At 46.0% G+C, this 18,996-nt stretch carries 31 protein-coding genes; 2 read left to right on the forward strand and 29 right to left on the reverse strand.

Features of this window, described 5'->3' with window-relative positions; all coding sequences use genetic code 11:
- Position 1: 1 nt before the first annotated feature.
- Both moaB and moaA read right to left on the reverse strand, forming a co-directional pair.
- Positions 2–538 (reverse strand): molybdenum cofactor biosynthesis protein B, encoded by a 537-nt coding sequence (gene moaB / locus ACMXYT_RS15525; protein ID WP_415899432.1) that lies wholly within the window; start codon positions 536–538, stop codon positions 2–4.
- Between the two features lie 52 nt (positions 539–590).
- A complete protein-coding gene (gene moaA / locus ACMXYT_RS15530; RefSeq protein ID WP_415882712.1) occupies positions 591–1,595 on the reverse strand; it encodes a GTP 3',8-cyclase MoaA in 1,005 nt (334 codons plus the stop codon).
- Positions 1,596–1,691: 96 nt separating this feature from the next.
- Between moaA and ACMXYT_RS15535 the strand changes: the two genes are divergently transcribed.
- Positions 1,692–2,069, forward strand: coding sequence for a SirB2 family protein (locus ACMXYT_RS15535; protein WP_415899433.1), 378 nt, complete (start codon positions 1,692–1,694; stop codon positions 2,067–2,069).
- 21 nt (positions 2,070–2,090) lie between these two features.
- Here the strand turns inward: ACMXYT_RS15535 and rfbD are convergent, their stop codons facing one another.
- The 3 genes from rfbD to ssb all read right to left on the reverse strand — a co-directional run bounded on the left by rfbD (position 2,091) and on the right by ssb (position 4,202).
- Positions 2,091–3,002, reverse strand: a complete 912-nt coding sequence (gene rfbD, locus ACMXYT_RS15540; RefSeq protein ID WP_415899434.1) for a dTDP-4-dehydrorhamnose reductase — start codon at positions 3,000–3,002, stop codon at positions 2,091–2,093.
- 199 nt (positions 3,003–3,201) lie between these two features.
- Complete coding sequence (grxC, locus tag ACMXYT_RS15545) at positions 3,202–3,441, reverse strand: glutaredoxin 3 (protein WP_415882715.1); 240 nt, start codon at positions 3,439–3,441, stop codon at positions 3,202–3,204.
- A gap of 206 nt (positions 3,442–3,647) precedes the next feature.
- A complete protein-coding gene (gene ssb / locus ACMXYT_RS15550; RefSeq protein ID WP_415889519.1) occupies positions 3,648–4,202 on the reverse strand; it encodes a single-stranded DNA-binding protein in 555 nt (184 codons plus the stop codon).
- Positions 4,203–4,388: 186 nt separating this feature from the next.
- Here ssb and uvrA point away from each other — a divergent pair, with 186 nt between their 5' ends.
- On the forward strand, positions 4,389–7,217 hold the full coding sequence (uvrA, locus tag ACMXYT_RS15555) for an excinuclease ABC subunit UvrA (RefSeq protein WP_415899435.1): 2,829 nt from the start codon (positions 4,389–4,391) through the stop codon (positions 7,215–7,217).
- 39 nt (positions 7,218–7,256) lie between these two features.
- On the opposite strand, the gene ACMXYT_RS15560 is transcribed toward uvrA, so the two are convergent.
- From ACMXYT_RS15560 to rpsS, 24 genes are all read right to left on the reverse strand, one after another.
- A complete protein-coding gene (locus ACMXYT_RS15560; protein ID WP_415899436.1) occupies positions 7,257–7,925 on the reverse strand; it encodes an acyltransferase in 669 nt (222 codons plus the stop codon).
- A 116-nt stretch (positions 7,926–8,041) separates the two neighbouring features.
- On the reverse strand, positions 8,042–8,431 hold the full coding sequence (gene rplQ / locus ACMXYT_RS15565) for a 50S ribosomal protein L17 (protein WP_415882719.1): 390 nt from the start codon (positions 8,429–8,431) through the stop codon (positions 8,042–8,044).
- A 39-nt stretch (positions 8,432–8,470) separates the two neighbouring features.
- Positions 8,471–9,475 (reverse strand): DNA-directed RNA polymerase subunit alpha, encoded by a 1,005-nt coding sequence (locus ACMXYT_RS15570; RefSeq protein WP_415882720.1) that lies wholly within the window; start codon positions 9,473–9,475, stop codon positions 8,471–8,473.
- Between the two features lie 24 nt (positions 9,476–9,499).
- On the reverse strand, positions 9,500–10,120 hold the full coding sequence (rpsD, locus tag ACMXYT_RS15575) for a 30S ribosomal protein S4 (RefSeq protein ID WP_415882721.1): 621 nt from the start codon (positions 10,118–10,120) through the stop codon (positions 9,500–9,502).
- 15 nt (positions 10,121–10,135) lie between these two features.
- The gene (gene rpsK, locus ACMXYT_RS15580; protein ID WP_415882722.1) at positions 10,136–10,525 is read right to left on the reverse strand and encodes a 30S ribosomal protein S11; all 390 of its coding nucleotides are present in this window, start codon (positions 10,523–10,525) and stop codon (positions 10,136–10,138) included.
- A 25-nt stretch (positions 10,526–10,550) separates the two neighbouring features.
- A complete protein-coding gene (gene rpsM, locus ACMXYT_RS15585; RefSeq protein WP_415882723.1) occupies positions 10,551–10,907 on the reverse strand; it encodes a 30S ribosomal protein S13 in 357 nt (118 codons plus the stop codon).
- 147 nt (positions 10,908–11,054) lie between these two features.
- On the reverse strand, positions 11,055–11,171 hold the full coding sequence (gene rpmJ / locus ACMXYT_RS15590; protein WP_007021200.1) for a 50S ribosomal protein L36: 117 nt from the start codon (positions 11,169–11,171) through the stop codon (positions 11,055–11,057).
- 20 nt (positions 11,172–11,191) lie between these two features.
- Entirely contained in the window at positions 11,192–12,520 is a 1,329-nt protein-coding gene (secY, locus tag ACMXYT_RS15595) for a preprotein translocase subunit SecY (RefSeq protein WP_415882724.1), read from the reverse strand.
- Positions 12,521–12,955: a 50S ribosomal protein L15 gene (rplO, locus tag ACMXYT_RS15600; RefSeq protein WP_415886121.1), complete on the reverse strand. Its 435-nt coding sequence runs from the start codon at positions 12,953–12,955 to the stop codon at positions 12,521–12,523. It abuts the gene before it with no gap.
- A gap of 16 nt (positions 12,956–12,971) precedes the next feature.
- A complete protein-coding gene (gene rpmD, locus ACMXYT_RS15605; protein WP_297309705.1) occupies positions 12,972–13,151 on the reverse strand; it encodes a 50S ribosomal protein L30 in 180 nt (59 codons plus the stop codon).
- 6 nt (positions 13,152–13,157) lie between these two features.
- Positions 13,158–13,658: a 30S ribosomal protein S5 gene (gene rpsE, locus ACMXYT_RS15610; protein WP_297309703.1), complete on the reverse strand. Its 501-nt coding sequence runs from the start codon at positions 13,656–13,658 to the stop codon at positions 13,158–13,160.
- Between the two features lie 11 nt (positions 13,659–13,669).
- Positions 13,670–14,020, reverse strand: coding sequence for a 50S ribosomal protein L18 (rplR, locus tag ACMXYT_RS15615; protein ID WP_415886122.1), 351 nt, complete (start codon positions 14,018–14,020; stop codon positions 13,670–13,672).
- A 13-nt stretch (positions 14,021–14,033) separates the two neighbouring features.
- A complete protein-coding gene (rplF, locus tag ACMXYT_RS15620) occupies positions 14,034–14,567 on the reverse strand; it encodes a 50S ribosomal protein L6 (RefSeq protein WP_415886124.1) in 534 nt (177 codons plus the stop codon).
- A gap of 13 nt (positions 14,568–14,580) precedes the next feature.
- Positions 14,581–14,973, reverse strand: coding sequence for a 30S ribosomal protein S8 (gene rpsH / locus ACMXYT_RS15625; protein WP_415882729.1), 393 nt, complete (start codon positions 14,971–14,973; stop codon positions 14,581–14,583).
- Between the two features lie 80 nt (positions 14,974–15,053).
- A complete protein-coding gene (gene rpsN / locus ACMXYT_RS15630; RefSeq protein ID WP_415882730.1) occupies positions 15,054–15,359 on the reverse strand; it encodes a 30S ribosomal protein S14 in 306 nt (101 codons plus the stop codon).
- A gap of 12 nt (positions 15,360–15,371) precedes the next feature.
- Positions 15,372–15,911, reverse strand: a complete 540-nt coding sequence (rplE, locus tag ACMXYT_RS15635; RefSeq protein WP_415882731.1) for a 50S ribosomal protein L5 — start codon at positions 15,909–15,911, stop codon at positions 15,372–15,374.
- An 11-nt stretch (positions 15,912–15,922) separates the two neighbouring features.
- On the reverse strand, positions 15,923–16,237 hold the full coding sequence (gene rplX / locus ACMXYT_RS15640; RefSeq protein WP_415886125.1) for a 50S ribosomal protein L24: 315 nt from the start codon (positions 16,235–16,237) through the stop codon (positions 15,923–15,925).
- A gap of 102 nt (positions 16,238–16,339) precedes the next feature.
- Positions 16,340–16,708 (reverse strand): 50S ribosomal protein L14, encoded by a 369-nt coding sequence (gene rplN, locus ACMXYT_RS15645; RefSeq protein ID WP_007021360.1) that lies wholly within the window; start codon positions 16,706–16,708, stop codon positions 16,340–16,342.
- 74 nt (positions 16,709–16,782) lie between these two features.
- Positions 16,783–17,046: a 30S ribosomal protein S17 gene (rpsQ, locus tag ACMXYT_RS15650; protein ID WP_292949289.1), complete on the reverse strand. Its 264-nt coding sequence runs from the start codon at positions 17,044–17,046 to the stop codon at positions 16,783–16,785.
- Between the two features lie 2 nt (positions 17,047–17,048).
- The gene (gene rpmC, locus ACMXYT_RS15655) at positions 17,049–17,240 is read right to left on the reverse strand and encodes a 50S ribosomal protein L29 (protein WP_299179666.1); all 192 of its coding nucleotides are present in this window, start codon (positions 17,238–17,240) and stop codon (positions 17,049–17,051) included.
- Entirely contained in the window at positions 17,240–17,653 is a 414-nt protein-coding gene (gene rplP, locus ACMXYT_RS15660; protein ID WP_415899437.1) for a 50S ribosomal protein L16, read from the reverse strand. Before rplP ends, rpmC begins: the two co-directional genes overlap by 1 nt.
- Before the next feature lie 11 nt (positions 17,654–17,664).
- On the reverse strand, positions 17,665–18,345 hold the full coding sequence (gene rpsC, locus ACMXYT_RS15665; RefSeq protein ID WP_415882734.1) for a 30S ribosomal protein S3: 681 nt from the start codon (positions 18,343–18,345) through the stop codon (positions 17,665–17,667).
- A gap of 23 nt (positions 18,346–18,368) precedes the next feature.
- A complete protein-coding gene (gene rplV, locus ACMXYT_RS15670) occupies positions 18,369–18,698 on the reverse strand; it encodes a 50S ribosomal protein L22 (protein WP_415884689.1) in 330 nt (109 codons plus the stop codon).
- 11 nt (positions 18,699–18,709) lie between these two features.
- Positions 18,710–18,985 (reverse strand): 30S ribosomal protein S19, encoded by a 276-nt coding sequence (gene rpsS, locus ACMXYT_RS15675; RefSeq protein ID WP_415882735.1) that lies wholly within the window; start codon positions 18,983–18,985, stop codon positions 18,710–18,712.
- Positions 18,986–18,996 lie beyond the last annotated feature (11 nt).

Below are 18,996 nucleotides of genomic sequence, written 5' to 3' on the forward strand. Positions count from 1 at the left end.
CTTAAGCGTTATCTTCTTGATGCTTCATGATCAACGAAGCAAAATTACAAGGCTTATGACGATGATCTAACTGCTGCGCAATCACATCATCCCAACCAGTACGGCAAGCACCTGTAGAGCCTGGCAGACAGAAAATCACGGTACCATTTGCAAGACCACCTAACGCTCTAGACTGAATGGTTGAAGTACCGATCTGACCGGCAGAAACTTGACGGAAAAATTCACCAAACCCTTCAATAGATTTATCAAACAAAGGAGCCATCGCTTCTGGCGTAGAGTCGCGACCCGAAAAGCCTGTACCGCCCGTGGAGATAATTACATGGATATTTGGATCAGCAATCCAACGCGATGCAACCGCTCGCATCTGGTAGACATCATCTTTAACTATTTCACGTGCACCAAGTACGTGGCCTGCAGCCTCTAAACGATCAATCAAAGCTTGCCCAGAGGTATCCGAATCAAGAGTACGAGTATCAGATACAGTTAATACGGCAATATTTAGCGGAATAAATTCCGCTCTGGCAGGAGTATGGGACATGAGTATTTTCCTTAATAAGAAAGTACGGGAGCAAGGACAACGATGAACTCGTTTAGCCCCCTGTCATATTCATAAAACGAATGATTTGTGGCTCATCATCTAGATCAAATTCGTGCTTCTCAGGCTTCAAATCCATAGCATCGATAATAACCTGCTTCAGTTTTTCCTGATCATTAGGGTGAGCACGTAATGTATGTAGAAGATCAACAGAGTGTTCGTTACCCAAACAAAGCAACAAACGCCCCTCAACGGTTACCCTGACACGGTTACATTCAGAGCAGAAGTTATGGCTATGAGGTGAGATAAAACCAACGCGGCTTTCACTATCACTCATGCGATAATAACGAGAAGGCCCAGCCGTCCGTTCTACAGTTGGCTGTAACTCATATTTCTGCTCAATAATCGCGCGAACTTCATCACTTGAGCAGTAAACCTCACCACGATCATGTTCGGAAATTTGACCTAAAGGCATCTCTTCAATAAAACTAACATCAACGCCTTTATCACGCGCAAAATCTACAAGATCGAGAATTTCGTCATCATTGCGGCCTTTCATAACCACCGCATTCAACTTAATACGATCAAACCCTGCTTCAATAGCCGCATCAATACCTGCAAGTACTTTTGGCAATTTACCAATACGGGTCATCGCTTTGAAACGATCTTCACGCAAGCTATCAATACTGATATTTAGACGATTGACGCCAGCATCTTTGAGATCCTGGGCCATATGAACAAGCTGAGAACCATTGGTGGTAATTGCTAACTCAGCATCTAACTGACCAACGCTGCGCATCAGCTTTATGACATCACGACGAACCAACGGCTCACCACCAGTCAAGCGGATCTTCTTTACACCTAAGCTAACAAAAGCTTGGGCTATCTGATCAATCTCTTCGAGTGTAAGTACTTGAGCATGCGGAAGAAAAGTCATCTCTTCAGCCATGCAATAAACACAACGAAAATCGCAGCGATCAGTTACAGACAGTCGAATATAGTCAACGGTTCTGCCAAACCGATCTACCAGCGCTTGCGTATCATCTTTAGAATTGGCCATGGTTTGTCAATGGAGCATGTAATTTATAATTTTATCGCACTAAAATAGCACAAATTCATTTCAACAGCAGTTAGACCAATTTTCATAGGAAACCTAATGTACTTTGCCATTAAGCACATCCATTTAACCTGCATAGCCCTAAGCTTCGTACTCTTTCTTTTACGCGGTGGCTTGGCTCTATTTTGCCCAGAAAAACTAGAAAAACGCTGGTTAAAGATCGTACCACATATTATTGATACCGCACTGCTGGTCAGCGCACTAACGCTCGCGGTAATGATTGAGCAATATCCGTTTGTCCATCACTGGCTAACAGCTAAAGTGATCGCTTTGGTGGTGTATATTGGTCTGGGAACAATCGCTATCAAACGCGGTAAAACCAAAGCCATTCAAGCTACAGCACTAGCAGGCGCTCTGTTTGCTTTCATTTACATTGCAGCCGTTGCGGTTTCTAAATCCCCAATGCCTTGGGGTTAAGAAATCTATAGTACTTGGCGGCTAGGATGATGGATAGATATCTCGCATCAACCATTGCAACTCCTGTCGCCAAGGTCTCTGCCTTATCCCAAATACACTCAATAATTTTTTACACATTAAAACAGACGTATTTGGACGTAATGCTTCAGTGACGTAATCTTTACTCGATACTGGGACCAACTTTTCCACATCAAAATTTTCGTACTGACCTGCAGCAATCAGAATCTCTTTACAGAAATCATAACGATTGATCACCTCAGCGCCGCAGTAATGGAAAGTGCCCCAGGCATCGGCACCATTATGAATCTGCTTTAGCATAGCGAGAATAACTCGGGCCACATCTGATGCAGAAGTAGGGCAGCCCTTACGATCCGTTACCGCTTGTAGCTCAGATTGCTTCTTAGCCGCCTCAAGCGTTCGCAGAACAAAGTTATTCCCTTGATCACTAAACAACCAACTAACTCGCAAGATAATATGCTTCGGCAAAGCTTGGCGAAGTCTCTCTTCACCTTGCCACTTACTATCACCATAGATCCCTAAAGGTGCGACTTCATCCTCTTCGGTATAGCCGCTAGCATAGTGACCATCAAACACGTAGTCGGTGGATAAGTGGAACATTGGGATAGACAGATCACCACATGCGAATGCTAAAGCCTCTACAGCATCAGAGTTAACCGCATAACAAAGCTCTGATTGTGACTCTGCTTCATCGACATCATCAAACGCAGCGCAGTTCACAACATAATCTGGTAGATGATGAGCCAGTTGTTCAGAGATCTGCTCTGGATCAGTAACATCTAACTGAGATTTCCCCAAAGCAATAACTTCAAAAAAGCTATCCGCTTCTACAGCACGCGTCAGCGCGCTCCCCACCTGTCCATGAGCTCCGGTAATTAATATTTTGATAGGCTTTAACAGTAGATCCAGTGCCATTAAACCAAACTCTCCGGCATCTCATTTTGACTCATAAAACTATTCATCCTGCATAACAGCAGAAAGTTACCTCACTTCTTAAAAAATATACCTCAATCTCCCGGCAAGGCCCAGTAAACCCTTAGCAGGGTAGCTATTTTTAATCGAAGCTTGATCTAACACCCTGATAACTGGGTAACAACTGCCCGCAATCGGCCTCTCACAGTAACTTCTGCTCTTGAACATAAGCCGAAAAATCATCAAAGCCACCGATATGCTGATTATTCACAAAGATCTGCGGCACAGTTTTGCGCTGAGTGCGTTGAACCATGGTGGTTTTAACCTTAGGTTTGCCTGTAATTTCGATCTCGTTAAATTGCCACCCCAGCTTTTTCAACAAGCGCTTGGCTGCAATGCAGTATGGGCAATAACTCATGGTATAAATTTCGACTGACGGCATTTTTTAACTCCTAAAAATCATTCTGTTTGTATTTATGCTGTCACTAAATTTACCCGTAAAACTTCTGCTATAGGCCTCCAAAGATCCACAGTAACCGTCCAAGCATCCAAAATAGATTTGCGCTCCCAACCAAGCCCTATGAAAGGCCTAAAACGAAAAAACCTCGCAATGCGAGGTCTTTATCGATCTATCCAGCTCTACAAATATTAGAACGGAATATCATCATCGAAATCATCAAAACCCGGTGCCGCTTGCGGTGCAGGCGCTTGCTGCGGTGCTGGAGCAGGACGCTGCTGAGGAGCTTGCTGAGGCGCAGCTTGTGGAGCCATCTGCGGCGCCATTTGTGGAGCAGGTGCTTGCTGTTGTGGCTGTTGTGCATAACCACCCTGTTGTTGCTGAGGAGCATAGCCACCTTCGTTACCGCCACGACTATCAAGCAACTGCATTTCGCTTGCTACAATCTCAGTCGTGTAACGATCCTGACCACTTTGATCCTGCCATTTACGAGTACGCAAGGCGCCTTCAACGTAAACCTTACCGCCTTTACGCATATACTCGCCAGCGATCTCCGCTAGACGGTTAAAAAATACCACACGGTGCCATTCAGTACGCTCTTGCTGCTGGCCCGTCTGCTTATCTTTCCATGATTCAGACGTTGCGATGGTTACATTAGTTACAGCATTGCCATTTGGCATATAACGTACTTCTGGATCTCCACCCAGATTGCCCACCAAAATTACTTTATTAACACCACGTGCCATTTTCTTTCTCCAAAAATCTTCTCTCACGTCAGATTGATAAACCTGCGCGTATAACACTCAAGCTTAACATGCGATCACCCTCTCGCCCACTCTTATCCCATAGAGATTTTATCGTTTAGAAAAGCTACAGCGGCCACGAAAAATCTCTATAATGGGATGTTTTGTTTTCCACATCTGAGAGCCATTATGGATAAGATTCAGGTCCGGGGTGCGCGTACCCACAACCTTAAAGATATTGATCTTGAGATCCCCCGAGACAAACTCATTGTTATTACAGGGTTATCCGGCTCAGGTAAGTCTTCACTGGCATTTGATACGCTCTATGCAGAAGGTCAACGCCGCTATGTTGAGTCTCTCTCGACTTATGCTCGACAGTTCCTATCGATGATGGAAAAACCTGATGTCGATCATATCGAAGGCTTATCCCCTGCTATTTCGATTGAACAGAAATCAACATCTCACAACCCGCGCTCGACTGTTGGTACAATCACCGAAATATACGATTATTTGCGCCTATTATTTGCTCGTGCAGGTGAACCACGCTGTCCGGATCATGATCTACCACTTGCAGCGCAAACAATCAGTCAGATGGTGGACCAAGTACTTGAGCTTGAGCAAGGCAGCAAATTAATGCTGTTAGCACCTATAGTACAAGGCAGAAAAGGTGAGCACTTACACACTATAAACAACCTGCGCGCTGAAGGTTTCATTCGCGCCAGAATCGATGGAATTGTCGTTGACCTAGATAGTGCACCAGAGCTAGATAAGAACAAGAAGCACGATATCGAAGTAGTTATTGACCGCTTCAAAGTTCGCGATGATCTCCAGACCCGTTTAGCCGAGTCATTCGAAACAGCACTTAACCTCAGCGACGGCATTGCCAAAGTTGCTTACATGGATGGTGACGCTGACGAATTAATTTTCTCTGCTCGCTTTGCCTGTCCAGAATGTGGACATAGTATTCAGGAGCTTGAACCTAGACTGTTCTCTTTCAACAATCCTCATGGCGCTTGTCCAAGCTGTGACGGCTTAGGGGTTAAGCAATATTTTGATCCATCTAAAGTAGTTCACGATTCAAACCTGACCCTATCCGAAGGCGCTATTAGAGGTTGGGACCGCCGCAGCTTGTATTATTTCCAGCAGCTTAAAGCGGTAGCAGAGCAATACGGATTTGATATGGATACACCATTCAAGTCCCTGAAAAAATCCGAACAAGATCTTATTTTGAATGGTAGTGGCAAAGAAACCGTTACTTTCCGTTACCTAAATGATCGCGGCGACATCATTAATAAGGCACACCCTTTCGAAGGCGTGCTGAATAATTTACAACGTCGTTATAAAGAAACCGAATCCGATACCGTTCGCGAAGATCTCGCCAAATATCTAAATATGCAGCCGTGCTCGTCCTGTAACGGCAGTCGTTTGCGCCGCGACGCGAGGCACGTATATATAGATCAACAGACACTTCCTGATATCGTTAAGAAACCGATTGGAGAGAGTTTAGAGTACTTCGAGAATCTTCATCTAACAGGCAAACAAGGTGAGATTGCTGAAAAGATTCTAAAAGAGATTCGAGAACGCCTAAGATTCCTTGTCAACGTAGGCCTCGAGTACCTCTCTCTAGATCGCAATGCCGATACTCTATCAGGTGGTGAAGCACAGCGCATCCGTTTAGCAAGTCAGATTGGCGCTGGCCTTGTTGGTGTTATGTACATTCTGGATGAACCTTCGATCGGCCTGCATCAACGAGATAACGAGCGACTGCTCAAAACACTAGTTCACCTTAGAGACTTAGGTAATACAGTCATCGTTGTAGAACACGATGAAGACGCTATTCGTCTTGCCGATTATGTCATTGATATAGGCCCTGGTGCCGGTGTACATGGTGGACAAGTCATTGCTGAAGGTACGCCAGATGAGGTCATGGCAAACCCCGCCTCTATAACAGGTCAGTATTTAACAGGCACTAAAGAGATCGCTGTACCTGAACAGCGTCATCCTGCTGATAGCAAGAAACAGCTATGCCTGAATGGTGCTAGCGGTAACAACCTAAACAATGTCGATCTGAAGATCCCTGTAGGCTTACTAACCTGCGTTACCGGTGTATCGGGCTCGGGCAAATCAACTCTGATCAACGGTACGCTGTATCCAATCGCAGCAACTGAACTTAATAATGCGACTACCTTGGATCCTGCACCTCACGAATCGATCGAGGGCATTAAGCATTTTGATAAAGTGATCGATATTGATCAAAGCCCGATCGGCCGTACTCCGCGCTCAAACCCAGCAACTTATACAGGTATTTTTACACCCGTACGTGAACTGTTTGCCGGTACTCAAGAGGCACGCTCGCGTGGCTATAAGCCAGGGCGCTTTAGTTTTAATGTCAAAGGTGGTCGCTGTGAAGCTTGTCAGGGTGATGGCGTCATCAAGGTAGAGATGCACTTCCTACCTGATGTATATGTCCCTTGCGATGTTTGTAAAGGTAAGCGCTACAACCGTGAAACATTGGAGATCAAATACAAAGGCAAGAATATCCATGAAGTCTTAGATCTTACGGTTGAAGATGCGCGAGAATTCTTCGATGCGATACCAGCACTGGCTCGTCGCCTACAGACCTTAATGGATGTTGGTTTGTCCTATATCCGTTTGGGTCAAGCTGCAACAACACTATCTGGTGGTGAAGCTCAGCGCGTAAAACTAGCCAAAGAACTTTCTAAGCGTGATACAGGTAAAACTCTGTATATCCTTGATGAACCAACTACAGGCCTGCATTTTTACGATATTCAGCAATTACTGAACGTACTCTATCGTTTACGCGATCACGGCAACACAATTGTAGTGATCGAACACAATTTGGATGTGATCAAAACAGCCGATTGGATTGTAGATTTGGGACCTGAAGGTGGCGTTAAAGGCGGTATGATCATTGCCGAAGGTACACCTGAAGAGGTTGCTGAGAACCCAGCTTCGCATACAGGTAGGTTCTTAAAGCCAATGCTTAACCTGAAATAATCAGGTTAAGCATTTGGGTAGAACTCACTACGATCGTGTTTAATGTTGCCAGTGAACACCTTCTTTAATTTTCTTAGAAGGTGCTCCAGCAATGATCACATCTTTCTCGCCAATTGATCTAGTTACAGTAGTATTTGCAGCAACTATACAGCCATCTTCAATCACAGAGTTCTTCAAGACAAAGCTTCTTGCACCAAGCCAGACATTGTTACCAATGACCACTCTATCTTCAATATTGATCTGATCACCTGATTGATCGAATATTGCATGCTGGTCAGTGTCCATGACCACAGATTCCCAAGCGAACATACAGTCGCTACCGATAGACATATGTTTTTCGCAGATAATCGTGTTATCACCTGTGGCGATAAAATTAGCGCCCAAATTCAAATTACCGGCAACAATTAATCGTGTTCCTTTACCTATCTTAACTTTGCCCTTAACAGTGAACTGACCATCAATTTGGAGCATTGTTCGACTGTAGCGATAATCAATCATATCGGCACCAGTAAAGCCGATACGAACCAAGCCAGTTTTAACCTTATCTAACTTAACCTTACCATTTAGTGAGATGAGTTTAGTTTTATTAGAAACAATGATAGGAAACTTGATCGCTTGATTAATAGGTAATAAGCGTAAGTTGACGTAAAGACTTTTTGGAATCGCAGCTAAATAGCGAAACAACTTAACCAATTTATCAGTATTCATTACAGCTAAAAACCTATCATCGAGCAAGCAGTCTGAAGGGTAATAGTAATGTCTTTACTAAATTTCAGGCAATAAAAAACCCGGCATAAAGCCGGGTTTTTTTAGATCAAGAAATCTTAATCTTCTGCTTCGTCAGCAGCTTCTACAGCTGGACGATCAACTAGCTCAACGTAAGCCATAGGAGCGTTGTCACCTGGGCGGAAACCGCACTTCAGGATACGAACATAGCCACCAGGACGCGCGTTGTAACGCGGACCTAGTTCGTTGAACAGTTTACCAACAGCAACTTTGCTGCCAGTACGTGCGAATGCCAAACGGCGGTTCGCTACAGTGTCGTTTTTAGCCAGTGTAATCAGTGGCTCTGCATAGCCGCGCAGTTCTTTAGCTTTAGGCAAAGTTGTACGAATCAACTCGTGCTCAAACAAAGATACTGCCATGTTTTTAAACATAGCTTTGCGGTGCGCACTGGTACGGCTTAATTTACGACCAGATTTACGATGACGCATGATAAATCCCTACCAAACCAGTCAGTTGTTATCGCCGAATCAGGAAGCGACTTTATCGTCGTTCTTCAGGCTAGCCGGTGGCCAGTTCTCAAGACGCATACCTAGGGACAAGCCCTTAGATGCAAGTACGTCTTTGATCTCTGTCAACGACTTCTTACCCAAGTTCGGAGTCTTAAGCAGTTCAACCTCTGTACGCTGAATCAGATCACCAATATAGTAGATCTGTTCTGCCTTCAGACAGTTGGCGGAACGTACAGTCAGCTCCAGATCATCTACAGGACGCAGAAGAATTGGATCAATTTCCGGCTCTTCTGGTTCATCCTTAGCTTGATCAGCACCATCTTCCAGATCAACAAACACAATAAGCTGTTGCTGAAGGATGGTAGCCGCACGACGGATAGCTTCTTCTGGATCAATGGTACCGTTAGATTCGATATCAATAACCAGTTTATCCAAGTCAGTACGTTGCTCTACACGCGCGCTTTCTACTACGTAAGAAACGCGACGTACTGGGCTGAAAGTAGCGTCCAGCTGTAGACGACCGATTGCACGAGTCTCTTCTTCATCAGAAACACGCAGATCAGCTGGAACGTAACCACGGCCACGACCAACAGTTAGCTGCATGTTTAGACTCGCACCTTCATTAAGGTGAGCAATAACGTGGTCCGGGTTAGCGATTTCAACATCCTGATTCAGTTGAATATCACCAGCAGTTACAGGACCTGCTTCAGATTTGCTCAGAGTCAGGGTTACTTCGTCGTTGTTGTGCAACAACACTGCAACCCCTTTCAGGTTCAGGAGGATCTCAATTACATCTTCCTGAACACCTTCAATTGTGCTGTACTCATGCAAAACGCCTTCAATCTCTACTTCTGTTACGGCACAACCCGGCATAGAAGATAAAAGAATGCGGCGTAATGCATTGCCCAGCGTATGGCCAAATCCACGCTCAAGTGGCTCTAGAGTCACTTTAGCGCGCGTTTTGCTGATTTCTTGTACGTCAATATGACGTGGACTTAGAAACTCATTTACCGAACGCTGCATATTTCCACCAAATTAAAGTTAAAATTACTTCGAGTACAGCTCTACAATTAGCTGTTCGTTGATATCTGCGGACAGATCAGAACGCTCTGGAGTGGCTTTATATGTGCCTTCCATTTTTGCAGCGTCTACATCAACCCACTCAACTGCTGCACGTTGGCCAGCTAGTTCTAGAGCGTTTTTAATACGCAACTGAGATTTAGCTTTTTCACGTACTGCTACAACATCACCTGCTTTAACTTGGTAGGAAGCGATGTTCACAACCTGACCGTTAACAGTGATTGAGCGGTGAGATACGATCTGACGAGATTCGGCACGTGTAGAACCGAAACCCATGCGATATACAACATTGTCCAAACGACCTTCTAGCAGTTGCAGAAGGTTTTCACCTGTTGCACCGCTACGACGAGCCGCTTCTTTATAATAACTGCGGAACTGACGTTCCAGTACGCCGTACATACGACGAACTTTCTGTTTTTCACGTAGCTGCAGGCCGTAGTCGGATAGACGACCGCGACGAGCGCCGTGAACACCAGGGACAGTCTCAGCTTTACACTTGCTGTCCAGTGCGCGAACACCGCTCTTTAGGAAAAGGTCTGTACCTTCCCTACGAGACAGTTTGCACTTTGGTCCAAGATAACGAGCCATATTACCGTCTCCAGATTAAACGCGACGTTTCTTCGGTGGACGACAACCATTGTGAGGGATTGGCGTCACGTCAGTGATATTTGCAATTTTGTAGCCTACAGAGTTCAGAGCACGAACCGCTGATTCGCGACCTGGTCCTGGGCCTTTTACAAATACGTCTAAGTTTTTCAGGCCATATTCTAATGCAGCCTGTCCAGCGCGCTCAGCCGCAACCTGAGCAGCGAAAGGGGTACTCTTACGAGAACCACGGAAGCCGGAGCCACCCGCAGTTGCCCAAGAAAGAGCGTTACCCTGACGATCGGTAATTGTAATGATCGTATTGTTAAAAGAAGCGTGGATGTGGGCGAACCCATCCGCTATTTGCTTCTTCGCTTTTTTGCGTGTGCGATTACCTGGCTTTGCCATATTCGGAATTCCTATCGCTTACCACTTATTTACGGATCGGCTTACGCGGGCCTTTTCGAGTGCGCGCGTTAGTTTTACTACGCTGACCGCGAACCGGAAGGTTACGACGGTGGCGAATGCCGCGGAAACAACCAAGGTCCATCAAACGTTTGATGCTCATGGATACTTCACGACGTAGGTCGCCTTCAACAGTAAATTTAGCAACTTCTCCACGAACGATGTCCAATTGCTCATCGGACAAATCAGAGATCTTAGTAGTCGGTGCAATACCGCAAGTTTCTAAGATCGCAGACGATGTCGTGCGGCCAATACCGTAAATGTAAGTCAGAGAAATTACCGCATGCTTATTGTCAGGAATGTTGACTCCAGCTATACGGGCCATTCTATTACTCCGTTTAATAAAAGGTGTTTGTTTAAATTATCAAACACCAATAAAAATTTGTTCTGTTCGCAGAAGGCGCGCAATAATACACATTGATTAAAATTAAATCAAGTGCTGCACACCATCTGCGCCCAAATCAGGGATTAATTAACCCTGACGCTGCTTGTGACGCGGCTCTACTTTACAGATCACACGTACTGAACCGTTACGACGAACGATTTTGCAGTTACGACAGATCTTTTTAACAGATGCACGTACTTTCATGATCTACTCCAGTTGTGGCCTTAGCGCGAAAGTCCTGCGCCGCCACCTTTGAGATTAGATTTCTTCATCAGGGACTCGTACTGATGTGACATCAGATGAGACTGAACCTGCGCCATAAAGTCCATCACGACAACTACGACGATCAGGAGTGAGGTGCCACCGAAATAGAACGGTACATTCGCTGCGACTACTAGGAACTGAGGCATCAAAGATACAGCAGTAATATAAAGCGCACCGAATAAGGTCAATCGGCCCAGCACGGTATCAATGTAACGTGCGGATTGATCACCTGGACGAATACCCGGAATAAAAGCACCTGATTTCTTCAGGTTATCTGCTACGTCCTTAGGATTGAAAACAATCGCTGTGTAGAAGTAGCAGAAAAATATAATTGCGACCGAGAATAACAAAATGTAAAGCGGCTGACCTGGGCCAAGCGCTAATGCAACATTTTGCAGCCAATCCATGCCTTCACTCTGACCAAACCATTGGCCCATAGAGGCAGGGAAAAGCAAAATACTGGATGCAAAAATCGGCGGAATCACACCAGCCATGTTGACCTTCAATGGAAGGTGGCTAGATTGTGCCGCGAACACACGATTACCCTGTTGGCGTTTAGCATAGTTAATGGTGATACGGCGTTGGCCGCGCTCCATAAACACAACAAAACCAACTGTAGCAATCGCTAGTACAGCAATAGCTAACAGCGCAAGGATGTTTAAATCACCTTGACGCGCTGCTTCAAAGGCCTGTCCGATCGCACTTGGCAAACCGGCAACAATACCAGCAAAGATCAGAATGGAGATACCGTTACCGATACCACGCTCTGTGACTTGCTCACCTAACCACATTAGGAATACTGCACCCGCTACCAAAGTGACAACAGCTACGAAATAGAAGCTGGCATCCGCGGTAAACGATACACCTTGATTGGCTAGGCCTACGGCCATACCAAAGGCTTGTACAGTTGCAAGCGCTACAGTCCCGTAGCGAGTGTACTGGTTAATCTTACGACGACCAGCCTCACCCTCTTTCTTTAACTGAGCCAAGGTAGGGCTAACGACCGTCATCAGCTGCATAATAATCGATGCAGAGATGTACGGCATGATACCCAATGCCAAGATACTCATACGCTCCAGTGCACCACCGGAGAACATGTTAAAGAGACTCAGGATTGTGCCCTGGTTCTGATCAAATAATGCGGCCAGACGATCTGGGTTGATACCCGGTACAGGAATATGTGCACCGATACGATAAACAACGATCGCCATCAAAACGAAAAGTAGACGAGACTTAAGCTCACCTAGTCCGCTTTGGTTGCCCGCTGGTATAGGTCCTTTTTTAGCCATTTACGCCTCGACTTTACCGCCAGCAGCTTCGATAGCAGCCTGTGCACCTTTGGTCACTTTAAGACCTTTAACAGTGACAGCCTTATTGATCTCACCAGACAAAATCACTTTAGCAGTTTTGATTTCCTGCTTGATGATGTCTGCTGCTTTCAAAGCATCTAGATCAATTACTTCAGCTTCGATCTTAGCAAGTTCGTTCAGACGAATCTCTGTAACGTAACGAGCAATACGAGAAGTAAAACCGAATTTCGGCAGACGACGCTGCAAAGGCATCTGACCGCCTTCGAAACCTGGTTTTACAGAACCGCCAGAGCGGGATTTCTGACCTTTGTGACCACGGCCACAAGTCTTACCCAAACCGGAACCGATACCACGACCAACACGTTTAGCCGTTTTACGAGAACCTTCAGCAGGGCTTAGAGTGTTCAGACGCATGTTTTGAACTCCCTTATTAGTCTTCTACCTGAAGTAGGTAGTTAACTTTGTTGATCATGCCACGTACAGATGGAGTATCTTCTACTTCAACTGTGTGCCCAATACGGCGTAGACCTAGACCCTTAACGCACAATTTGTGGTTAGGAAGAGTACCGATAGGGCTACGTACTAGTGTTACTTTAACAGTCTTAGCCATTGTCGATTACCCCAGAATGTCTTCTACGGACTTACCGCGCTTAGCAGCTACATCTTCCGGAGACTTCATTGCAGCAAGACCTTTAACAGTCGCGCGTACAACGTTAACCGGGTTTGTAGAGCCGTAGCACTTAGCCAGTACGTTATGGACACCTGCCAATTCTAGTACTGCACGCATCGCACCACCTGCGATTACACCAGTACCTTGAGATGCAGGCTGCATGTAAACTTTAGAAGCACCATGACGTGCTTTAATTGGGTACTGCAACGTGTCGCCGTTTAGTTCAACTGAAACCATGTTACGACGAGCTTGTTCCATTGCTTTTTGAATAGCAGCAGGAACTTCACGAGCTTTACCACGACCGAAACCTACGCGACCTTTACCGTCACCAACTACAGTTAGTGCTGTAAAGCCGAAGATACGACCACCTTTTACTACTTTAGCGACGCGGTTAACCTGAACCAGCTTTTCCTGCAGATCGCCGTCTTTCTGTTCATGATTTGACATATTCGATCCCTTTAGAATTCCAGGCCGCCTTCGCGGGCTGCATCAGCCAAAGCTTTAACACGACCGTGATACTGGTAACCAGAACGGTCAAATGCTACTTCAGATACGCCAGCTTCTTTAGCACGCTGAGCGATCAATGCGCCTACTTTTTCAGCTGCTGCAACGTTACCGCCAGCAGATTCACGCAGATCTTTTTCTACAGTTGATGCAGCTGCAAGAACTTTAGCACCATCAGCAGAGATAACCTGAGCGTAGATGTGACGCGGTGTGCGTGTAACGCACAGACGTGTTGCACCTAACTCACGCATTTTAAGGCGAGAGCGGCGAGCACGACGAATACGAGATTGTTTCTTAGCGTTCATAACCCTGCCCTATTTACTTTTTCTTCGCTTCTTTACGGCGAACATACTCATCAGCATAACGAACACCCTTGCCTTTATATGGCTCTGGTGGACGGAACGCACGAATCTCAGCAGCAACTTGACCTAGAACTTGCTTATCAGCGCCTGAAAGGATGATAGTAGTTACATTAGGCGTTTCTGCTTTGATACCTTCTGGTAGATCGTAGTCGATTGGGTGCGAGAAACCTAGGTTAAGGTTAAGCGTGTTGCCTTTAGCAGCAGCACGGTAACCAACACCTTGTAGCTCAAGAGTTTTCTTGAAGCCTTCTGACACACCAACAACCATGTTGTTAACCAGTGAGCGTGTAGTACCGGACAAGGAAAGAGACAGCTTGGAAGCTTCACGAGCTGTGAAGTTCACAGAACCTTCTTCTAGAGCAACACCAACAGTTGGGTGAACGTCTAGTGAAAGCTGGCCGTTTTTACCTTTAACATTGACAGTCTGACCGTCAATCTTAACTTCAACACCTGCAGGTACGATAACAGGGCTTTTTGCAATACGTGACATATTGAAATACCTCTTAGAATACCGTGCAGATTACTTCGCCACCAACGCCAGCACTACGTGCAGCGCGGTCAGCCATTACACCTTTACTTGTAGAGATAATCGCTACACCCAGACCACCAGATACTTTTGGTAGTTCGCTTGCGTTCTTGTAGATACGCAGACCTGGACGACTAACGCGTTTGATCTCTTCAATTACCGGCTTTCCTTCAAAGTATTTAAGCTCAATGTTCAGAACCGGTTTTACGTCGCCTTCTACTGCGTAGTCAACGATGTAACCTTCGTCCTTAAGAACTTTGGCAATTGATACTTTTACTTTGGAAGACGGCATAGATACGGCCTGCTTTTCAGCCATATGACCGTTACGAATACGAGTAAACATATCCGCTAGAGTATCTTGCATGCTCATGCATTTACTTCCTCTTGTGCAGCACAGTGCGGTACCCAAAGGGCCGGACCACTGCGCTTACCGTTATACAAACTGGTGGATTACCAGCTTGCCTTTTTCAAACCTGGAACATCACCGCGCATCGCTGCTTCACGCAGTTTAATACGGCTAATACCGAATTTACGGTATACAGCGTGTGGACGACCAGTAATCTGGCAACGACGCTGCTGACGAGATTTGCTTGAGTCGCGTGGTAGCTTCTGTAGAGCGATCACTGCATCCCAAACTTCGTCTTCAGATGAATTAGGGTTATTGATAATTGCTTTTAGTGCAGCACGCTTCTCAGCATACTGTGCAACAAGCTTCGCACGTTTGTCTTCACGTGCCTTCATTGATTCTTTAGCCATGATGTATGCCTATCACTTACGGAACGGGAAGTTCAGGGCAGCCAATAGAGCACGACCCTCATCATTGTTCTTAGCAGTTGTAGTGAACGTAATGTCCATACCACGCATCTTATCAACCTTATCGAATTCGATTTCAGGGAAGATGATCTGCTCTTTAACACCCATGCTGTAGTTGCCACGACCGTCGAAAGATTTCGGGTTTAGGCCACGGAAGTCACGGATACGTGGGATAGAGATATCTACCAAACGGTCCAAGAATTCCCACATACGCTCGCCACGTAGTGTTACTTTACAGCCGATTGGCCAACCTTCACGAACTTTGAAGCCCGCGATAGATTTACGTGCCAAACATACAACTGGCTTTTGGCCCGCAATTGCAGTCATATCTGCAACAGCGTTCTCAAGCATTTTCTTATCGCCCAACGCTTCACCAACACCCATGTTTAGAGTGATTTTAGTCAAACGTGGAACTGCCATTACGTTAGGGCAGTTCAGCTCATCTTTAAGCTGCTGCTTAACGGAATCGTTATAAAGCGCTTTTAATCTAGACATGATATCTCCCCTTATCCGCCAATTACTTCGCCGGTAGACTTGAAGATACGAGTCTTAGTGCCGTCTTCAAGAACTTTGAAGCCTACACGATCGCCCTTACCAGTCTGCGGGTTGAAGATCGCTACGTTAGAAACTGCAATTGCAGCTTCTTTCTCAACGATGCCACCTGCTTTACCCAACATTGGGTTCGGCTTAGTGTGCTTCTTCACCATGTTGATACCAGAAACGATCAAACGATCGTCCAGAACACGCATGACTGTGCCACGCTTGCCCTTGTCTTTTCCTGCGATGACAATTACTTCATCGTCACGTTTAATTTTGCGCATAATTTACCTATATCGCTTCCTGCTACCCTCTCATGCTCAAAAACGCCAACACCTTCCGGTGTTAGCGTTTTCACATAAACCGAACAGTATATTGTTCGATCTTTATAGCACTTCAGGCGCCAGGGAAATGATTTTCATGAACTTCTCTGAACGAAGTTCACGCGTCACTGGGCCGAAGATACGAGTACCGATTGGAGCGTCGCTCGCATTCAGTAGAACCGCAGAGTTTGTATCAAAGCGGATTACTGAACCGTCTGGACGACGAACACCTTTACGGGTACGTACCACTACGGCGTTAAGAACCTGGCCTTTCTTCACTTTACCGCGAGGAATCGCTTCTTTAACAGTAACTTTAATAATGTCACCTACAGAAGCGTAGCGGCGGTGAGAACCACCAAGGACCTTAATACACTGCACTCGCTTAGCGCCACTGTTGTCAGCTACGTCAAGCATAGATTCAGTTTGAATCATGGTCTTACTCCACAAACATTTTTAGGCCGCCCGCAATGCGGACGGACCGTCTAATGGAGCAAAGGTGCGATAGTTTACACCTTTGCTGCACGCTCTTCAATACGAACCAACGCCCAAGATTTATTCTTAGACAAAGGACGAGTTTCTGCGATGGTAACTAGGTCACCTTGCTGGCACTCATTTTTCTCATCGTGAGCATGCAGTTTAGAAGAGCGCTTCATGAATTTTCCGTAAATCGGATGCTTCTCTTTGCGCTCAACCAGAACTGTGATGGTTTTATCCATCTTGTCGCTAACAACGCGACCAGTAACAGTTCGAGTACGTTTTTCGGCGCTCATACTTAGTTACCTGCCTTTTCGTTGAGTACTGTCTTCACACGAGCGATATCGCGACGAACCTGTCCTAGAAGATGATTCTGAGCAAGCTGACCAGTCGTCTTCTGCATGCGCAGGTTGAACTGCTCTTTTAGAAGACCTAGTAGTTCTTGCTGTAGCTCATCAACGGACTTTTCACGTAGTTCAGTTGCTTTCATTACATCACCGTCCGTTTAACAATGGTTGTTGCAACAGGCAATTTAGCAGCAGCTAGGTTGAACGCTTCAGATGCAAGCTGTTCATCAACTCCGCTCATTTCGAACAGAATCTTACCCGGCTTGATTTGAGCAACCCAGTACTCAACCGCACCCTTACCTTTACCCATACGTACTTCAAGCGGTTTCTTAGAAATTGGCTTGTCTGGGAACACACGGATCCAGATTTTACCACCACGCTTAACGTGACGTGTCATGGTACGACGCGCTGCTTCGATCTGACGTGCAGTGATACGACCACGACCGGTCGCTTTCAGTGCAAATTCACCAAAGCTTACAGTGCTACCGCGCTGTGCTAGACCGCGGTTGCGGCCTTTCATCATTTTGCGGAACTTAAGACGTTTTGGTTGTAGCATCGACGTCTACCTCACTTACCTTTCTTCTTAGGCGCATTCTTTTCAGCACGAACTTGTTCGATGCCACCAAGAACTTCACCCTTGAAGATCCAGACTTTAACGCCGATCACACCGTAAGTAGTGTGCGCTTCATAAGTAGCGTAATCGATATCAGCACGAAGTGTGTGCAATGGCACACGACCTTCACGATACCATTCGCTACGAGCGATTTCGGCACCACCAAGACGACCACCTAGCTGAATCTTGATACCTTTAGCACCAAGACGCATTGCGTTCTGTACCGCACGCTTCATAGCACGACGGAACATAACACGACGCTCAAGCTGGCTTGCAACACCTTGTGCAACAAGACGCGCGTCTAGTTCTGGTTTACGAATTTCTTCGATGTTGATGTGAACTGGAACACCCATCATTTCAGATACAGTGTTACGTAGTTTCTCAACATCTTCGCCTTTCTTACCAATCACGATGCCCGGACGAGCTGTGTGAATAGTAATTTTTGCATTCTGTGCAGGACGCTCGATTTCGATGCGGCTAACAGATGCTTTTTCAAGCTGCTTGTCCAGGTACTCACGCACCTGCAGATCGTTCTGCAGCTTGCTTGCGTATTCGCTCTTGTCTGCGTACCACACAGAAGTGTGATCTTTAACAATACCGAGACGAATACCCGTAGGATGTACTTTCTGACCCATAACGGAATCTCCTAGCAGTCAGCTCAGTCGGCCACTTTTACAGTGATGTGACAGGAGCGCTTCAAAATACGATCAGCGCGACCTTTCGCACGCGGCTTGATGCGTTTCATAGTCATTGCTTCATCAACAAAAACTGTAGAAACACGTAGCTCGTCAATATCAGCACCTTCGTTATGCTCTGCGTTAGCAATAGCAGACTCTAGTACTTTCTTAACAAGCGCCGCACCTTTTTTAGGACTATACGCCAGGATATCCAGAGCTTCACCGACAGATTTACCACGGATCTGGTCAGCAACCAGACGTGCTTTCTGTGCAGAGATGCGGGCGCCTTTGTGCTTAGCGGCAACTTCCATCATCTAACTCCTTATCGCTTGGCTTTCTTGTCTACTACGTGACCACGGTAAGTACGTGTCACAGCAAACTCGCCCAGTTTATGACCAACCATGTCCTCGGAAATAAATACCGGAACATGCTGACGGCCGTTGTGTACTGCAATTGTCAAACCTACGAAATTCGGGAAGATCGTAGAACGACGTGACCAAGTTTTGATTGGACGACGGTCGTTTGCTTCAATTGCAGACTCTACCTTTTTCAACAGGTGAAGGTCGATAAATGGACCTTTCTTCAGTGAACGTGGCACAGCTGTATCCT

The sequence above is a fragment of the Neptuniibacter sp. QD37_11 genome (assembly GCF_047778105.1).
Taxonomy (GTDB): Bacteria; Pseudomonadota; Gammaproteobacteria; order Pseudomonadales; family Balneatricaceae; genus Neptuniibacter.

Bases quoted from the DNA above. Each gene is read 5' to 3' on its own strand.
- moaB (WP_415899432.1), bottom strand. From the start codon at position 538: ATGTCCCATACTCCTGCCAGAGCGGAATTTATTCCGCTAAATATTGCC.
- moaA (WP_415882712.1), bottom strand. From the start codon at position 1,595: ATGGCCAATTCTAAAGATGATACGCAAGCGCTGGTAGATCGGTTTGGC.
- ACMXYT_RS15535 (WP_415899433.1), top strand. From the start codon at position 1,692: ATGTACTTTGCCATTAAGCACATCCATTTAACCTGCATAGCCCTAAGC.
- rfbD (WP_415899434.1), bottom strand. From the start codon at position 3,002: ATGGCACTGGATCTACTGTTAAAGCCTATCAAAATATTAATTACCGGA.
- grxC (WP_415882715.1), bottom strand. From the start codon at position 3,441: ATGCCGTCAGTCGAAATTTATACCATGAGTTATTGCCCATACTGCATT.
- ssb (WP_415889519.1), bottom strand. From the start codon at position 4,202: ATGGCACGTGGTGTTAATAAAGTAATTTTGGTGGGCAATCTGGGTGGA.
- uvrA (WP_415899435.1), top strand. From the start codon at position 4,389: ATGGATAAGATTCAGGTCCGGGGTGCGCGTACCCACAACCTTAAAGAT.
- ACMXYT_RS15560 (WP_415899436.1), bottom strand. From the start codon at position 7,925: ATGAATACTGATAAATTGGTTAAGTTGTTTCGCTATTTAGCTGCGATT.
- rplQ (WP_415882719.1), bottom strand. From the start codon at position 8,431: ATGCGTCATCGTAAATCTGGTCGTAAATTAAGCCGTACCAGTGCGCAC.
- ACMXYT_RS15570 (WP_415882720.1), bottom strand. From the start codon at position 9,475: ATGCAGCGTTCGGTAAATGAGTTTCTAAGTCCACGTCATATTGACGTA.
- rpsD (WP_415882721.1), bottom strand. From the start codon at position 10,120: ATGGCTCGTTATCTTGGACCAAAGTGCAAACTGTCTCGTAGGGAAGGT.
- rpsK (WP_415882722.1), bottom strand. From the start codon at position 10,525: ATGGCAAAGCCAGGTAATCGCACACGCAAAAAAGCGAAGAAGCAAATA.
- rpsM (WP_415882723.1), bottom strand. From the start codon at position 10,907: ATGGCCCGTATAGCTGGAGTCAACATTCCTGACAATAAGCATGCGGTA.
- rpmJ (WP_007021200.1), bottom strand. From the start codon at position 11,171: ATGAAAGTACGTGCATCTGTTAAAAAGATCTGTCGTAACTGCAAAATC.
- secY (WP_415882724.1), bottom strand. From the start codon at position 12,520: ATGGCTAAAAAAGGACCTATACCAGCGGGCAACCAAAGCGGACTAGGT.
- rplO (WP_415886121.1), bottom strand. From the start codon at position 12,955: ATGCGTCTGAACACTCTAAGCCCTGCTGAAGGTTCTCGTAAAACGGCT.
- rpmD (WP_297309705.1), bottom strand. From the start codon at position 13,151: ATGGCTAAGACTGTTAAAGTAACACTAGTACGTAGCCCTATCGGTACT.
- rpsE (WP_297309703.1), bottom strand. From the start codon at position 13,658: ATGTCAAATCATGAACAGAAAGACGGCGATCTGCAGGAAAAGCTGGTT.
- rplR (WP_415886122.1), bottom strand. From the start codon at position 14,020: ATGAACGCTAAGAAACAATCTCGTATTCGTCGTGCTCGCCGCTCTCGC.
- rplF (WP_415886124.1), bottom strand. From the start codon at position 14,567: ATGTCACGTATTGCAAAAAGCCCTGTTATCGTACCTGCAGGTGTTGAA.
- rpsH (WP_415882729.1), bottom strand. From the start codon at position 14,973: ATGAGCATGCAAGATACTCTAGCGGATATGTTTACTCGTATTCGTAAC.
- rpsN (WP_415882730.1), bottom strand. From the start codon at position 15,359: ATGGCTAAAGAATCAATGAAGGCACGTGAAGACAAACGTGCGAAGCTT.
- rplE (WP_415882731.1), bottom strand. From the start codon at position 15,911: ATGTCTAGATTAAAAGCGCTTTATAACGATTCCGTTAAGCAGCAGCTT.
- rplX (WP_415886125.1), bottom strand. From the start codon at position 16,237: ATGCGCAAAATTAAACGTGACGATGAAGTAATTGTCATCGCAGGAAAA.
- rplN (WP_007021360.1), bottom strand. From the start codon at position 16,708: ATGATTCAAACTGAATCTATGCTTGACGTAGCTGACAACAGTGGCGCT.
- rpsQ (WP_292949289.1), bottom strand. From the start codon at position 17,046: ATGAGCGCCGAAAAACGTACTCGAACTGTTACTGGTCGCGTTGTTAGC.
- rpmC (WP_299179666.1), bottom strand. From the start codon at position 17,240: ATGAAAGCAACTGAACTACGTGAAAAGTCCGTTGATGAGCTACAGCAA.
- rplP (WP_415899437.1), bottom strand. From the start codon at position 17,653: ATGCTACAACCAAAACGTCTTAAGTTCCGCAAAATGATGAAAGGCCGC.
- rpsC (WP_415882734.1), bottom strand. From the start codon at position 18,345: ATGGGTCAGAAAGTACATCCTACGGGTATTCGTCTCGGTATTGTTAAA.
- rplV (WP_415884689.1), bottom strand. From the start codon at position 18,698: ATGGAAGTTGCCGCTAAGCACAAAGGCGCCCGCATCTCTGCACAGAAA.